Source organism: Pseudomonas sp. FEN (assembly GCF_904067045.1).
Taxonomy (GTDB): domain Bacteria; phylum Pseudomonadota; class Gammaproteobacteria; order Pseudomonadales; family Pseudomonadaceae; genus Aquipseudomonas.
In genome coordinates this window covers 1-13,839 of sequence record NZ_CAJFDC010000006.1, presented here as the reverse complement: position 1 = coordinate 13,839, position 13,839 = coordinate 1, and the positions used below count along the sequence as shown (strand labels likewise).

The 13,839-nt window shown below is 53.8% G+C and carries 16 protein-coding genes and 4 pseudogenes; 13 read left to right on the top strand and 7 right to left on the bottom strand.

Features of this window, described 5'->3' with window-relative positions:
* Positions 1–434 precede the first annotated feature (434 nt).
* The 5 genes and pseudogenes from PFEN_RS30515 to PFEN_RS05860 all read left to right on the top strand — a co-directional run.
* Complete coding sequence (locus PFEN_RS30515) at positions 435–755, top strand: hypothetical protein (RefSeq protein ID WP_224770905.1); 321 nt, start codon at positions 435–437, stop codon at positions 753–755.
* A complete protein-coding gene (locus PFEN_RS30510; protein WP_224770904.1) occupies positions 752–970 on the top strand; it encodes a hypothetical protein in 219 nt (72 codons plus the stop codon). The genes PFEN_RS30515 and PFEN_RS30510 overlap by 4 nt, the downstream gene beginning before the upstream one ends.
* Positions 971–989: 19 nt before the next feature.
* Positions 990–1,744, top strand: a pseudogene (locus PFEN_RS05870) (NERD domain-containing protein).
* A 196-nt stretch (positions 1,745–1,940) separates the two neighbouring features.
* Entirely contained in the window at positions 1,941–2,534 is a 594-nt protein-coding gene (locus PFEN_RS05865) for a hypothetical protein (RefSeq protein WP_191485978.1), read from the top strand.
* A gap of 1,019 nt (positions 2,535–3,553) precedes the next feature.
* Positions 3,554–3,860 (top strand): annotated as a pseudogene (locus tag PFEN_RS05860) (transposase); the annotation flags it as partial.
* 379 nt (positions 3,861–4,239) lie between these two features.
* Here the strand turns inward: PFEN_RS05860 and PFEN_RS05855 are convergent.
* On the bottom strand, positions 4,240–4,734 hold the full coding sequence (locus PFEN_RS05855; protein WP_318192831.1) for a hypothetical protein: 495 nt from the start codon (positions 4,732–4,734) through the stop codon (positions 4,240–4,242).
* A gap of 451 nt (positions 4,735–5,185) precedes the next feature.
* On the opposite strand from PFEN_RS05855, the gene PFEN_RS05850 reads away from it, so the two are divergent.
* The 3 genes from PFEN_RS05850 (at position 5,186) to PFEN_RS30500 (ending at position 6,791) form a co-directional block, all read left to right on the top strand.
* Positions 5,186–5,770: a hypothetical protein gene (locus PFEN_RS05850; RefSeq protein ID WP_191485977.1), complete on the top strand. Its 585-nt coding sequence runs from the start codon at positions 5,186–5,188 to the stop codon at positions 5,768–5,770.
* Positions 5,771–6,133: 363 nt separating this feature from the next.
* Entirely contained in the window at positions 6,134–6,589 is a 456-nt protein-coding gene (locus tag PFEN_RS05845) for an acyl-homoserine-lactone synthase (protein ID WP_224770903.1), read from the top strand.
* Positions 6,552–6,791, top strand: coding sequence for a hypothetical protein (locus PFEN_RS30500; RefSeq protein ID WP_224770902.1), 240 nt, complete (start codon positions 6,552–6,554; stop codon positions 6,789–6,791). Before PFEN_RS05845 ends, PFEN_RS30500 begins: the two co-directional genes overlap by 38 nt.
* A 25-nt stretch (positions 6,792–6,816) precedes the next feature.
* Here PFEN_RS30500 and PFEN_RS31325 read toward each other — a convergent pair whose 3' ends face one another.
* Positions 6,817–7,002 carry a LuxR C-terminal-related transcriptional regulator gene (locus tag PFEN_RS31325; protein WP_224770901.1) on the bottom strand — a complete coding sequence of 62 codons (186 nt, stop codon included), beginning with the start codon at positions 7,000–7,002 and terminating at the stop codon, positions 6,817–6,819.
* The gene (locus PFEN_RS05835) at positions 6,986–7,447 is read right to left on the bottom strand and encodes an autoinducer binding domain-containing protein (RefSeq protein ID WP_191485976.1); all 462 of its coding nucleotides are present in this window, start codon (positions 7,445–7,447) and stop codon (positions 6,986–6,988) included. The genes PFEN_RS31325 and PFEN_RS05835 overlap by 17 nt, the downstream gene beginning before the upstream one ends.
* Before the next feature lie 569 nt (positions 7,448–8,016).
* Here PFEN_RS05835 and PFEN_RS05830 point away from each other — a divergent pair.
* Positions 8,017–8,502, top strand: a pseudogene (locus PFEN_RS05830) (PhzA/PhzB family protein); the annotation flags it as partial.
* A 28-nt stretch (positions 8,503–8,530) separates the two neighbouring features.
* The gene (locus tag PFEN_RS05825; protein WP_191485981.1) at positions 8,531–8,770 is read left to right on the top strand and encodes a PhzA/PhzB family protein; all 240 of its coding nucleotides are present in this window, start codon (positions 8,531–8,533) and stop codon (positions 8,768–8,770) included.
* Here PFEN_RS05825 and PFEN_RS31320 read toward each other — a convergent pair.
* Together PFEN_RS31320 and PFEN_RS05815 are read right to left on the bottom strand one after the other, a co-directional pair.
* Positions 8,663–9,136 carry a PhzA/PhzB family protein gene (locus PFEN_RS31320; RefSeq protein ID WP_412071393.1) on the bottom strand — a complete coding sequence of 158 codons (474 nt, stop codon included), beginning with the start codon at positions 9,134–9,136 and terminating at the stop codon, positions 8,663–8,665. The genes PFEN_RS05825 and PFEN_RS31320 overlap by 108 nt on opposite strands.
* A gap of 217 nt (positions 9,137–9,353) precedes the next feature.
* A pseudogene (locus PFEN_RS05815) lies at positions 9,354–9,721 on the bottom strand (PhzA/PhzB family protein); the annotation flags it as partial.
* Between the two features lie 564 nt (positions 9,722–10,285).
* Between PFEN_RS05815 and PFEN_RS30490 the strand changes: the two are divergent.
* Positions 10,286–10,828 carry an autoinducer binding domain-containing protein gene (locus tag PFEN_RS30490; RefSeq protein ID WP_224770900.1) on the top strand — a complete coding sequence of 181 codons (543 nt, stop codon included), beginning with the start codon at positions 10,286–10,288 and terminating at the stop codon, positions 10,826–10,828.
* Positions 10,783–10,896, top strand: a complete 114-nt coding sequence (locus PFEN_RS31315) for a hypothetical protein (RefSeq protein WP_224770899.1) — start codon at positions 10,783–10,785, stop codon at positions 10,894–10,896. Before PFEN_RS30490 ends, PFEN_RS31315 begins: the two co-directional genes overlap by 46 nt.
* Positions 10,897–11,123: 227 nt before the next feature.
* On the opposite strand, the gene PFEN_RS30480 is transcribed toward PFEN_RS31315, so the two are convergent.
* Complete coding sequence (locus PFEN_RS30480; protein WP_224770898.1) at positions 11,124–11,291, bottom strand: hypothetical protein; 168 nt, start codon at positions 11,289–11,291, stop codon at positions 11,124–11,126.
* A gap of 550 nt (positions 11,292–11,841) precedes the next feature.
* Positions 11,842–12,987 (bottom strand): hypothetical protein, encoded by a 1,146-nt coding sequence (locus PFEN_RS30475; RefSeq protein WP_224770897.1) that lies wholly within the window; start codon positions 12,985–12,987, stop codon positions 11,842–11,844.
* An 82-nt stretch (positions 12,988–13,069) separates the two neighbouring features.
* On the opposite strand from PFEN_RS30475, the gene PFEN_RS05795 reads away from it, so the two are divergent.
* Complete coding sequence (locus tag PFEN_RS05795) at positions 13,070–13,420, top strand: hypothetical protein (RefSeq protein WP_191485979.1); 351 nt, start codon at positions 13,070–13,072, stop codon at positions 13,418–13,420.
* Positions 13,421–13,839: the final 419 nt, after the last annotated feature.

Here is a 13,839-nt window from a genome sequence, read left to right as displayed (position 1 = left end):
CTGACCTCTCTGGAGACATCTGCTTCAGAGGTACAACCAGTTTAGTTCGCCGGCGGCCAGGCCCGAGCCGGCAGCAGGATGACTCCGGCAATAAACGTCTAAACATCGTAGAAACAACAGGATGGATTTAGATTCTTTTGGCGCAATGACGTACCGCTAGGTACCTCGGGTTATTAACCGTGGCGAGGATAAGCCACGGCGTTACCCTTTGCGCGCACCACTGAAAGCACATGGTTAATTCCGACTTTCTAAACCTTGATAATATCAATATGATGGCTCGAGCTTCTTTGGTCATTGGATTCGCTACCTATAGCACCTGCGCGCCCAACACCAAAGCCGCTGCCAGCGGCGCAACAACCGCCCGGCACTGAAGGAATCAGTACTCGATCTCAAGGACGACCGATGTTCAAAATCTACGCAATGACGCCACTTAAATGGGCGGCATTGCTGCTCACAGTCGCATTGCTTGGCGGCTGTTCAGACTACCACTACAAAATTATCAAGGCGACTGGGCTCCCGAACAGCTCAAGCCCTACGACCTGTCCGACAACGCCAGCGATGCCGCGCTCGTGTACTTCGATACGATTCGATATCGAGCCTTGGGCGTACCCTTTCATCGGCTGTTGCTCGCAACCGATGTGGATGGCCTGCGGATCAAGGGTGCCGGGCGCCGATCCATACTGGATGTCTCGGGCGAACAGGCGCTGAAGCTAAAGCCCGGCAAACACTCCCTGCGCTGGTGTTGCTATCGATGAATGCCTTGGGCACAGGCGGGGCAATGTGCAACTTTGCCGCGGCTGACGTTGAGTTCCGGCCTGGGCAGCGCTACGTCGTAACATTCCAAACCGACGAAAATATCAAAGGTCCGCCCGGTCGGGAGGAGTTGGAGATCAAGGTGCAGTCGAGCATCAAAAATCTCGACACCAAAGAGGTGATTTTCCCGCCAGCCACGATGGCTCAAACAGAGTGATGGCTATGAACTTCACCCCATCATCGCTCAGCTCTGGAGCACGTTTGGCTGGTTGATCCCGCTGGCACTGCTGATCGGCCTGCTCAAGACGCCTTGGGCCAAGGGGCACATCGGCGAACTCCTGGTGCGTCTGTTCGCCCATTGGCAACTGGATAAGCAGACCTACCGCCGCCTGCACAACGTCACCCTGAACACACCTGATGGCACCACGCAGATCGACCACGTCTTCCTCTCGCCTTACGGCATCTTCGTGCTGGAAACGAAGAACATGCGCGGCTGGATCTTTGGCAGCGAGCAGCAGCCACAGTGGACGCAAAAGCTCTACAGGCGCCTGTTCAAGTTCCAGAACCCGCTGCGGCAGAACTACAAACACCTCAAAGCCCTGGAAGCCACCCTTGGCGTCAGCGCCGAGCATCTGCACTCGGTCATCACCTTCGTCGGCGGCAGTACCTTCAAGACTCAGATGCCGGCCAACGTTACCCAGGGCATTGGCTTTATCGCTACATCAAGTCATTCCAGCAGAGGGTGTTCACGGAGGCAGAGATCGACGGCCTCATGCATGCCCTGCAAACCAGCCGGCGCACGCCATCCCTCGCGACCCACCGCGAACATGTGCAAAATCTGAAACGCCGTAGCGACCCGACCGCTGAGCGGCAATGTCCGAAATGCGGTAGTGCTCTAGTGATCCGCACAGTGAGTTCTGGCCCGAAGGCGGGGCAGCAATTCTGGGGCTGTTCGACGTTTCCCAAGTGCAGAGTGATGCAAGGCCTGTAGCTAGCTTTCGGATATGAGCTGACAGATATGGGCGGCTGGACTGTCAATCAGATCGGAAGACTCGACAAAGGTAGAAAATAAATCGGTCACCTTTTCTGTCACCTTTTCTCTGTACACCTGTTTCATCCCAACGCCCGGTGCATAGTCGCGGTAGGCGACCAGATATCCCAACCTGTCTGAAAAAGGACCTAGTTTGATGGAAAATATTGCTCCGGCGCTCGTTGCGTTCACTGCTGCCGTTCTGGTGGGGTTTGGTAGTCACTTAGTCGCTGAAGACTACCGTCGATTCAGAGACAGCAAGGCTATAGCAGCAGCATTGGCTGGTGAGTTGCGATCGATAATGTTGTCACTCCCAGATCTGTACGACAGCCTTACTAAGATGAAAGGCTTGCTCGACAATCAGCAGAAAATTTCTTTGCCGGAGATGCCCGATCGGCCCAGTCCTATATTCGAAGCGAATGCTGAAAAAGTCGGTTTGTTGGGAGTTGAGCTAGCTGGTGAAGTCTCCTTTATCTATGATCAGATCGGTGCGTTCAGAACATCATTTCAACTGCTCTCGAAGCATCACACAACGATGGATCCTCCTTGGAGTAGCCTACTTGTTGGGCGCTGCATACAGCTCATCAAAGATAATCAACCGAAGGGAGATCCCATAGTCGAAGACCTTAAGGAGCATTCCAGAATCTGCTATGAGACCTCAAGACCGATTGGGATAGCGGTGGTTTCTGTATTAACGATTATTTGCCTTAGTAGCTTGTTCGGAGCCATCTTCTGTGTTCGACCTACTTGATGAGAAAAGTCGAGGGCTGTGATCTTCAGCGATAGGTAAAAATAGTGTTGAGGCGACTCTGAAAGCATCTATAACGAATAGAGAGTACCCACAAAACGCCCATATCTTTCGAGGAAGTACGCTGTATATCTCCCGTATAAGCCTTAAAAAACGTTGCAGTAGGACCAAGTGAACACAGGGCCCGTACCTGGGGATCGAATGGGGATGGATTTATTTTTGGTTATGTTCAAAAAAATCCGCCCCCTTTTTAGCGCTAGATGGATCACATACAACTCGCAAGCGACACCTTCGCCAAGCAAACTTAATCCAGAACGCAATATATCAACGCTGGATGATTGACACCCCCTGGCGATGGAAGCAAAAACACTTAATTGGTTCATAGCCACAAAACTAAAAAATCACAGCAGGCACAGCATTTACTATTACGCACTAACAATAAACATAATAGCGAAAGACTAAGCAAGGACCAAACATGGGCGTGCCTTGCCCGCGATAAACACAGTTCAATTTGGTGCAAGCTCAAACACAACCAGTAAAAGCACCAAACCATCACCGAACAAAATTCATTCACAAAAAATCAAAACTCCACAAAATAATACTAACCATACAAAAGTTCAGAGCAGTATGACCACACACAAGCCAATTTAAATACAACAAAAACAGCTGGCCAAATATATTCCGTCCAGCTAACATATCTCACAGGCACGAACCAAGAAAGGCGTGAAATAACATGAGTAATTTCGCCGTATCAAAAGTTAGCTTTTCAGGCTACAAGCTTTTAAAGCCCCCCAAGAACTTGTAATTAAGCCAATAACAATTATATTCGGATACAACAACTCAGGAAAAAGCGCAGTAATCAGACTTTTACCCATGCTCGCAGCAAGCTTTGCAGAAAATAAGCGGGACACATTTATAAAAAGTCACTTAGACTACACCGCTCCGTGCTTAAGGAAACTCTGAAAAACACTTCCAAATTTGGTGAAATACCCGTCTCGTCCACACTGAACGGTTGAGCCCCGATGAAACAGATGTCCTTTGCCGATGCTGAGTATGCCGGTAAACGCAAACAGACCCGGCGTGAGCGCTTCCTGATTGAGATGGATCAGGTCGTACCCTGGAAGGGCCTGATGCCTTGATCGAACCGCATTATCCAAAAGGTGAAGGCGGCCGTCCGGCGTACCCGCTGATGGCGATGTTGCGGGTTCATCTAATGCAGAACTGGTTCGGCTACAGCGACCCGGCGATGGAAGAAGCGCTCTACGAACGACGATCTTGCGCCAGTTTTCAGGACTTCACCTGGACCGGATTCCCGATGAAACGACGATTTGAAAAAGCGTACAAAAAAACATTGGCAACCGACATAACTTCAACTCAGTTAGAAGCAGTCTAATAAATTAGTTAACTAGTTGAACTTTCCATAGTTCTGTCCCTGCCCACAGATCTAGCACACTCCCTGACCCAAAAAACAAGACCGCCATTGACTAATAGCTTCCCCTCAAAGCTCCTCTCGCAAGGAGCTGCAGCACCTTAATTTTTTATGTATTTACTAATGTTCATTAGGATAGTTTTAGAGATAGCCTCTCTCACCTTAAATAAAAATCATAATAAATCATATGGTTACAGGAAATTCGACTCTTGGTGCCGAACCTTACCGCCAAAGCCTCGGAATGCGGGCTTTGGCGTTTCCGGAGTATCAGATACTGCTTCATGTGTGTGGCTGGCGGTCCAATCTACTGATCACATCCCCAACCAATGCCACCTCAATCAATCGGATGGTTGTCCAAAATGGGCAATGTCTAATGAGACGGGGATGCCCCCTCAAGCAGAGCATCCACCACCGACGCGCCACTTCTACGAATGCAGCATGCCCAGAACAGCGCTCGCTCAACGGATTGGTATGCAGGCTGATTTCATCGCCATTGAGTTCCGCCGTTTCGAGCAATCGAGACACGTAGGCCAGCGCATCCTGGGCACTCACGCCAGGCTGTATGGCAAACAGCGCAGGCTTGCAGGGATCTTCGGGGATAACTGGTTTGGAGCAAGTGAGCGCGAGGGTATCGAGCAAACGAGCCGTGCTGGATGGCTCCGGCTCCCCGTTGCTGAAGGGGACCTCAACGACTTTACGCAGGTACATGCTTTTCTCCGCTGCACTGGGAGCTTTACGAACGACCGGCGGATCGGGAACGAGTTTCTTGTCCATGTTGAATCTCCTGTTTGTGAAAGGAGTTCACCACGTTCGTGTCCAAGCGAATGGGTGGCGAACTGTGCGCAGGTTGGACAACCGGGAAAACAGGTAACCCGGCACACTCGAAAGTGTCCCGCACACAGCTCGCCATAAAAAGCGAAGACAAAAAAGCCGCTTTCGCGGCGCTGTGCGCCCTGTATTTCCCCGGGTGTCCAAGCCCGTATCGCTGAATTTGCAGCGACACTTGAACGGTAGCCCTGGCGTTTGGCGCACGCAATATTCTCCCATGCCTGAAACTCGTGGGAAATATGAGTTTTTTCAGCAGGCCATTTCGATAGAGTGTCTGCTGATCGCGGCCAACTCCATTCCCCTCACAAATTTACGCCTGCGCCCCTTCCAGCGATATCATATTGCCTTCACCCAATGATCGTGAGAGCCGCAGTGAAGGAAGCAAAAACAAGGAAGCGTGTTTCTGTCGTTGGAGGGACCCACTCCTGAAAAAAATACTGACGCCTGGATCGCAACAATCGAACGTTACACAGACGGCTGCACGGACAATCCCTGGTGGTACAACGAACGCGCCTCGCTAAGCCTATTGGCCGGTGCGGCCTGGTCCATGGAGGGTTGGGTTGCCATGGAAGAGTTCAGTACTCAGAAGCGCTTCAGAACATTGGCGCCCGGCGTCGACGCCGGTAGTCTTCGGCACGGGCGCTGCGATCTGTACATCGCCTGCCCGTCAAAAAAAGCCAGTTTTGCATTCGAAGCGAAGCAAGCCAATCAGCCCATTGGCAAGCGCGCCGATGGATACAGCTACATGCACAAGGCAATGAAAGCAGCCTGGAAAGACTCCGGAGATCTACATCGAGACGAGGCCGATCGGCGCTTTGCTGCCACCTTTGTTGTTCCGACGCTTCGGTTGAAAGAAATCGCTCCAGAAGACGGAAAGCCAGGAGAAATTTGTCCTGAACGTCTCGACGAGCACATAGCGGCCTGGCTGAAGGAAAATCCAAGATTTTTGGGCGAGTCCTGGAAAGAGACCTCTTACGCATAGTCTTTCCACAAATTGGAAATGAGCGCTATTCAGACGGCGTTCGTCATTTTCCAGGCGTCATCCTCATTCTGGAGGAACGTTACAGGCTAACCGCTTGTTACGTCCTAGACCGCCCGCTAGCCAATAACGCGAAGGGTATCCACTAAGGTCGCCACAGGCACGCCAGTCAAGCGAACGCTTTCATCGATTTCCCCTGTTTCAGCAAACGTTGAAGCAGGCCCAGACAGTGAAATGCTTTAATCACTCCACCGTCCAACATAAGCGCCCAAAGCCCCACCCCTACCAGATCTGGTAGGTGCCAAACCCCCACCTCTGCTCTATATAAATCGACGCCCGCCGTCCTTTATCGATAGAGAAGCCCTTATGCACATGGAAGAGCACACCCTGTCCTCAATGAGCGACAGTCTGCGGCAGTCACTCGGCCGATACCGCTATCAGCAGTTTGTCGAAAAGCTGGGTTGGCAACTGCCCCTGCCCCCGGATGCCCCGGGGTGTGAATGGGACGCCTACGACCACGACCACGCCCGCTACCTCCTGGCCCTCAACCCGGCCCGCGAACTGATCGGCTGTGCCCGGCTGATTCCCACCACCGCCCCCAACCTGCTCGAAGGTGTCTTCAGGCACACTTGTGCCGAGGGTGTGCCCGCCAGCTCTTTCATCTGGGAAATGACCCGCTTCACCACCTCAACCCCGGAGCTGGCCATGCCGTTGTTCTGGAAGTGCCTGGAAACCGCGCATCACGCCGGCGCCGAATATATCGTCGGGATTGTCAGCAAGATTCATGGAGCGCTACTACAGAAAGAACGGCGTCCACTATGAACGCCTCGGCGAGATGATCCGCCACCAGGATGAACAGATTGTCGCGATACAACTGCCGACGGAACGTAAACGTCACTTCAGCAGTCTTGCGCCAGCGTTATTTATGCACGAGAAATTAAAACAATCGCCTGACACGCCGAATGCCCTGTTGCAGAACAGGCCCGGCAAGCCTGTTCCGCAACAAGAGCCAAACCTTAGTTAGATATAACCCAGCGCCACCGCATAGGTCACCGCCTGCACCCGATTACTCGCGCCCGATCTTGGCGTTGAATATTCTTGTGGATGATAATTAACCGTATCCGTACACACCCCATGATCACGCCAATCTCTTCTGAAGTCTTGCCATCCGCCGTCCAGCGCAATACTTCGCTTTCCCGCTCGGTAAACACGACATCATTATCCCGCTCCAACATCCCCTCCAGATCCGACAACTTGGCATAGACCGGCATCGGCAAAGGCCCTGGTAATGGGTGCCAACTCGGTAAACTCGTCGGCACCGATCTTCTTGTCTTTACGCGCCAGGCTCAACAACCCCACCCGCCCTCGGGCATTGAACGAAGGTTGGGCCAGCCCATGACGCAGCTGCGAATCATTGGCCTCCGACCACAGGCCAGGGCTGCCCTTGAAGATGTCGTCGCTCCACAAGATCGGCGTCGAGGCCAGTCGGCTGTGCTTTACCGTGGGGTCGATCACCGCGTAGTTCATGCTTTTGTAACGTTCCACCCACTCCACTGGGTAGTTGCTGTACAGGTGGGTTTTCGGCCGCATGAACGGCGTCAGGCTGCACAGCCCCATAGGCATAAAATCGAATTTCAGATCGGTGATGGCGTTCAGTGCGATTCCGGTAAACTCCTCCATGTTCATGGCTTTGGCAAAAAGGCGAATAGAAGTAAATATCCCACGCCCATAGCTGTGCTAATTCCATTTTAGCTACCCAAGATGAGAATCGGTTTGTCATCCTAGTCTAGCTGATCGCCCTGTCAATGGGACATCCGTAAAAAAGCCATAACCATTTGTGCTACTATAGAGCGACCTATTTTTATATTTACTAAGTGGCCATCTGCAATTACCGCCTGCAATTACCGCACCAACCCGTTTATGCTGCAACAACACGCTCAGCGCCCATTTTCCAAGGGCGCGCGGAGGTTAAGCCGGGCGTAAAGGCTTCGCACCTACAAAATCTGGTAGCTTAACTTCTCCAATCGTCCCCCTGTATAAATCCTTCCAACAAGTTCGCTTCAACCAGGAACGCACAGTCTCCCGTGACCGACCGGTATTATTTATTACATAGCGTTTACCATTAACCCCAGTTTTCCTGGAACACGCCCGTTATATAAAAACGCTTTGATATTTCGCCGTCGCCGTCATGAGCTGTCTTGTATTACTGAATAACCCGGCTGATTGAACACGCCCAAAGGAACATGAGCATGCCAACTACCGCGATCCAGACAGGCTTTGCCGACGCCCCGGAACTGCGGCGCAAGAACCGCGCCACCGTCGAGCAGTACATGCACAGCCACGGCGCCGGCCGCCTGCGCCGTCACGAGCTGTTTACGAGGACGGCTGCGGCGGTTCCTGGAACACCGCCAGCGCCACCCGCTGGTCTTCCACGGCCGCGCCAAGCTGGCGGCCCTGGGTGTCTGGCTGGACAGTGCTTGCCCGGACTGGCAGTGGCACAACGTGCGGATCTTCGAAACCGCCGACCCGAATCACTTCTGGGTCGAAAGCGACGGGCGCGGCAGCGTGAATATGCCCGGCTACCCGAAGGCTATTGCGAGAACCACTACATCCATTCCTTCGACTCGAGGATGGCCGATCAGCGCAACGCGAGTTTCCAGAATGCCCCTTCCAGCCAACTGGCGCGACCCTCGGCATTCCCCGTGCCGACCATGTTCGCCCGCGCCCGGCCTACCCGCTTAATCCACAATCAGAGGCAAGACCATGTCCAATCCCAGACAAACCACGATGGGGTTTGCAAGCCAGCACCGAGCTTCGCCCGCAAAGAACCGCCAGGTGGTCGAGCAGTACATGCAGACCAAGGCCCCGGCCCGCCTGCGCCGCCACGAACACTGTTTACCGGAAGGACGGCAGCCGGCGGCCTGTGGACCACCGACACCGGCACGCCACTTGTCGATTCGCGCAAGGAACAAGCTCGCCGAGCACGCGGGTCTGGTCGCTTGAAGTGCTTCCCGCGATTGGGAATGTATGACATCCGCATCTCGAACCGATGACCGAACCACTTCTGGGTCGAGGCGAAGGCCAGGGAATGTGTTTTCGTAGTAGCCGTCCGGGTAGCCGGAAAGAGGATCTGCCGTTCCTTCGCACTCGGACCCAGAAGTGGTTCGGGTCATCGGTTTCCGAGATGCGGATGTCATACCATTCCCAATCCGGGAAGCACTTCAACGACCAGACCGCGTGCTCGGCGAGCTTGTCCTTGCCCGAATGACAATTGGCGTGCCGGTGTCGTTGGTCCACAGGCCGCCCGCTGCCGTCTTTCCGGTAAAACAGTTCGTGGCGGCGCAGGCGGGCCGGGCCCTTGGTCTGCATGTACTGCTCGACCACCTGGCGGTTCTTGCCGGCGAAGCTCCGGTGCTGCTTGCAAACCCATCGTGTTGTCTGGATTGGACATGGTCTTGCCTCTGTTGTGGATTAAGCGGGTAGGCCGGCGCGGCGAATGGTCGGCACGGGAATGCCGAGGGCGCGCCAGTTGCTGGAAGGGGTTCATGAACTCGCGGTTGCGCTTGATCCGGCCATCCTCGAGTTCGAAGGAATGGATGTAGTGGTTCTCGCAATAGCCCTTCGGGTAGCCGGGCATATTCACGCTGCCGCGCCCGTCGCTTTCGACCCAGAAGTGATTCGGTCGGCGGTTTCGAAGATCCGCACGTTGTGCCACTGCCAGTCCGGAAGCACTGGTCCAGCCAGACACCCAGGGCCGCCAGCTTGGCGCGCCGTGGAAGACCAGCGGGTGGCGCTGGCGGTGTTCCAGGAACCGCCGCAGCCGTCCTCGGTAAACAGCTCGGACGGCGCAGGCGGCCGGCGCCGTGGCTGTGCATGTACTGCTCGACGGTGGCCGGTTCTTGCGCCGCAGTTCCGGGGCGTCGGCAAAGCCTGTCTGGATCGCGGTATTGGCATGCTCATGTTCCTTGGGCGTGTTCAATCAGCCGGGTTATTCAGTAATACAAGACAGCTTCATGACGGCGACGGCGAAATATCAAAGCGTTTTTATATAACGGGCGTGTTCCAGGAAAACTGGGGTTAAATGGTAACGCTATGTAATAAATAATACCGGTCGGTCACGGGAGACTGTGCGTTCCTGTTGAAGCGAACTTGTTGGAAGGGATTTATACAGGGGGACGATGGAGAAGTTAAGCTACCAGATTTTGTAGGTGCGAAGCCTTTACGCCCCGGCTTAACCTCCGCGCGCCCTTGGAAAATGGGCGCTGAGCGTGTTGTTGCAGCATAAACGGGTGGTGCGGTAATGCAGGCGGTAATTGCAGATGGCCACTTAGTAAATATAAAAATAGGTCGCTCTATAGTTAGCACAAATGGTTATGGCTTTTTACGGATGTCCCCATTGACAGGGCGATCAGCTAGACTAGGATGACAAACCATTCTCATCTTGGGTAGCTAAAATGGAATTAGCACAGCTATGGGCGTGGATATTTACTTCTATTCGCTTTTGCCAAAGCCATGAACATGGAGGAGTTTACCGGAATCGCACTGAACGCCATCACCGATCTGAAATTCGATTTTTTATGCCTATGGGCTGTGCAGCCTGACGCCGTTCATGCGGCCGAAAACCCACCTGTACAGCAACTACCCAGTGGGAGTGGGGTGGAACGTTACAAAAGCATGAACTACGCGGTGATCGACCCCACGGTAAAGCACAGCCGACTGGCCTCGACGCCGATCTTGTGGAGCGACGACATCTTCAAGGGCAGCCCTGGCCTGTGGTCGGAGGCCAATGATTCGCAGCTGCGTCATGGGCTGGCCCAACCTTCGTTCAATGCCCGAGGGCGGGTGGGGTTGTTGAGCCTGGCGCGTAAAGACAAGAAGATCGGTGCCGACGAGTTTACCGAGTTGGCACCCATTACCAGGGCCTTTGCCGATGCCGTCTATGCCAAGTTGTCGGATCTGGAGGGATGTTGGAGCGGGATAATGATGTCGTGTTTACCGAGCGGGAAAGCGAAGTATTGCGCTGGACGGCGGATGGCAAGACTTCAGAAGAGATTGGCGTGATCATGGGGTGTGTACGGATACGGTTAATTATCATCACAAGAATATTCAACGCAAATCGGCGCGAGTAATCGGGTGCAGGCGGTGACCTATGCGGTGGCGCTGGGTTATATCTAACTAAGGTTTGGCTCTTGTTGCGGAACAGGCTTGCCGGGCCTGTTCTGCAACAGGGCATTCGGCGTGTCAGGCGATTTGTTTTAATTCTCGTGCATAAATAACGCTGGCGCAAGACTGCTGAAGTGACGTTTACGTTCCGTCGGCAGTTGTATCGCGACAATCTGTTCATCCTGGTGGCGGATCATCTCGCCGAGGCGTTCATAGGGACGCCGTTCTTTCTGTAGTAGCGCTCCATGATCTTGCTGACAATCCCGACGATATATTCGGCGCCGGCGTGATGCGCGGTTTCCAGGCACTTCCAGAACAACGGCATGGCCAGCTCCGGGGTTGAGGTGGTGAAGCGGGTCATTTCCAGATGAAGAGGCTGGCGGGCACACCCTCGGCACAAGTGTGCCTGAAGACACCTTCGAGCAGGTTGGGGCGGTGGTGGGAATCAGCCGGGCACAGCCGATCAGTTCGCGGGCCGGGTTGAGGGCCAGGAGGTAGCGGCGTGGTCGTGGTCGTAGGCGTCCCATTCACACCCCGGGGCATCCGGGGGCAGGGGCAGTTCCAACCCAGCTTTTCGACAAACTGCTGATAGCGGTATCGCCGAGTGACTGCCGCAGACTGTCGCTCATTGAGACAGGGTGTGCTCTTCCATGTGCATAGGGCTTCTCTATCGATAAAGGACGGCGGGCGTCGATTTATATAGAGCAGAGGTGGGGGTTTGGCACCTACCAGATCTGGTAGGGGTGGGGCTTTGGGCGCTTATGTTGGACGGTGGAGTGATTAAAGCATTTCACTGTCTGGGCCTGCTTCAACGTTTGCTGAAACAGGGAAATCGATGAAAGCGTTCGCTTGACTGGCGTGCCTGTGGCGACCTTAGTGGATACCCTTCGCGTTATTGGCTAGCGGGCGGTCTAGGACGTAACCAAGCGGTTAGCCTTGTAACGTTCCTCCAGAATGAGGATGACGCCTGGAAAATGACGAACGCCGTCTGAATAGCGCTCATTTCCAATTTGTGGAAAGACGTATGCGTAAGAGGTCTCTTTCCAGGACTCGCCCAAAAATCTTGGATTTTCCTTCAGCCAGGCCGCTATGTGCTCGTCGAGACGTTCAGGACAAATTTCTCCTGGCTTTCCGTCTTCTGGAGCGATTTCTTTCAACCGAAGCGTCGGAACAACAAAGGTGGCAGCAAAGCGCCGATCGGCCTCGTCTCGATGTAGATCTCCGGAGTCTTTCCAGGCTGCTTTCATTGCCTTGTGCATGTAGCTGTATCCATCGGCGCGCTTGCCAATGGGCTGATTGGCTTGCTTCGCTTCGAATGCAAAACTGGCTTTTTTTGACGGGCAGGCGATGTACAGATCGCAGCGCCCGTGCCGAAGACTACCGGCGTCGACGCCGGGCGCCAATGTTCTGAAGCGCTTCTGAGTACTGAACTCTTCCATGGCAACCCAACCCTCCATGGACCAGGCCGCACCGGCCAATAGGCTTAGCGAGGCGCGTTCGTTGTACCACCAGGGATTGTCCGTGCAGCCGTCTGTGTAACGTTCGATTGTTGCGATCCAGGCGGTCAGTATTTTTTTCAGGAGTGGGTCCCTCCCAACGACAGAAACACGCTTCCTTGTTTTTGCTTCCTTCACTGCGGCTCTCACGATCATTGGGTGAAGGCATATGATATCGCTGGAAGGGCGCAGGCGTAAATTTGTGAGGGGAATGGAGTTGGCCGCGATCAGCAGACACTCTATCGAAATGGCCTGCTGAAAAAACTCATATTTCCCACGAGTTTCAGGCATGGGAGAATATTGCGTGCGCCAAACGCCAGGGCTACCGTTCAAGTGTCGCTGCAAATTCAGCGATACGGCTGGACACCCGGGGAAATACAGGGCGCACAGCGCCGCGAAAGCGGCTTTTTTGTCTTCGCTTTTTATGGCGAGCTGTGTGCGGGACACTTTCGAGTGTGCCGGGTTACCTGTTTTCCCGGTTGTCCAACCTGCGCACAGTTCGCCACCCATTCGCTTGGACACGAACGTGGTGAACTCCTTCACAAACAGGAGATTCAACATGGACAGAAACTCGTTCCCGATCCGCCGGTCGTTCGTAAAGCTCCCAGTGCAGCGGAGAAAAGCATGTACCTGCGTAAAGTCGTTGAGGTCCCTCAGCAACGGGGAGCCGGAGCCATCCAGCACGGCTCGTTTGCTCGATACCCTCGCGCTCACTTGCTCCAAACCAGTTATCCCCGAAGATCCCTGCAAGCCTGCGCTGTTTGCCATACAGCCTGGCGTGAGTGCCCAGGATGCGCTGGCCTACGTGTCTCGATTGCTCGAAACGGCGGAACTCAATGGCGATGAAATCAGCCTGCATACCAATCCCGTTGAGCGAGCGCTGTTCTGGGGCATGCTGCATTCGGTAGAAGTGGCGCGTGCGGTGGTGGATGCTCTGCTTGAGGGGCATCCCCGTCTCATTAGACATTGCCCATTTTGGACAACATCCGATTGATTGAGGTGGCATTGGTTGGGGATGTGATCAGTAGATTGGACCGCCAGCCACACACATGAAGCAGTATCTGATACTCCGGAAACGCCAAAGCCCCGCATTCCGAGGCTTGGCGGTAAGGTTCGGCACCAAGAGTCGAATTTTCCTGTAACCATATGATTTATTTATGATTTTATTTAAGGTGAGAGAGGCTATCTCTAAAACTATCCTAATGAACATTAGTAAATACATAAAAAATTAAGGTGCTGCAGCTCCTTGCGAGAGGAGCTTGAGGGGAAGCTATTAGTCAATGGCGGTCTTTGTTTTTTGGGTCAGGGAGTGTGCTAGATCTGTGGGCAGGGACAGAACTATGGAAAGTTCAACTAGTTAACTAATTTATTAGACTGCTTCTAACTGAGTTGAAGTTATGTCGGTTGCCAATG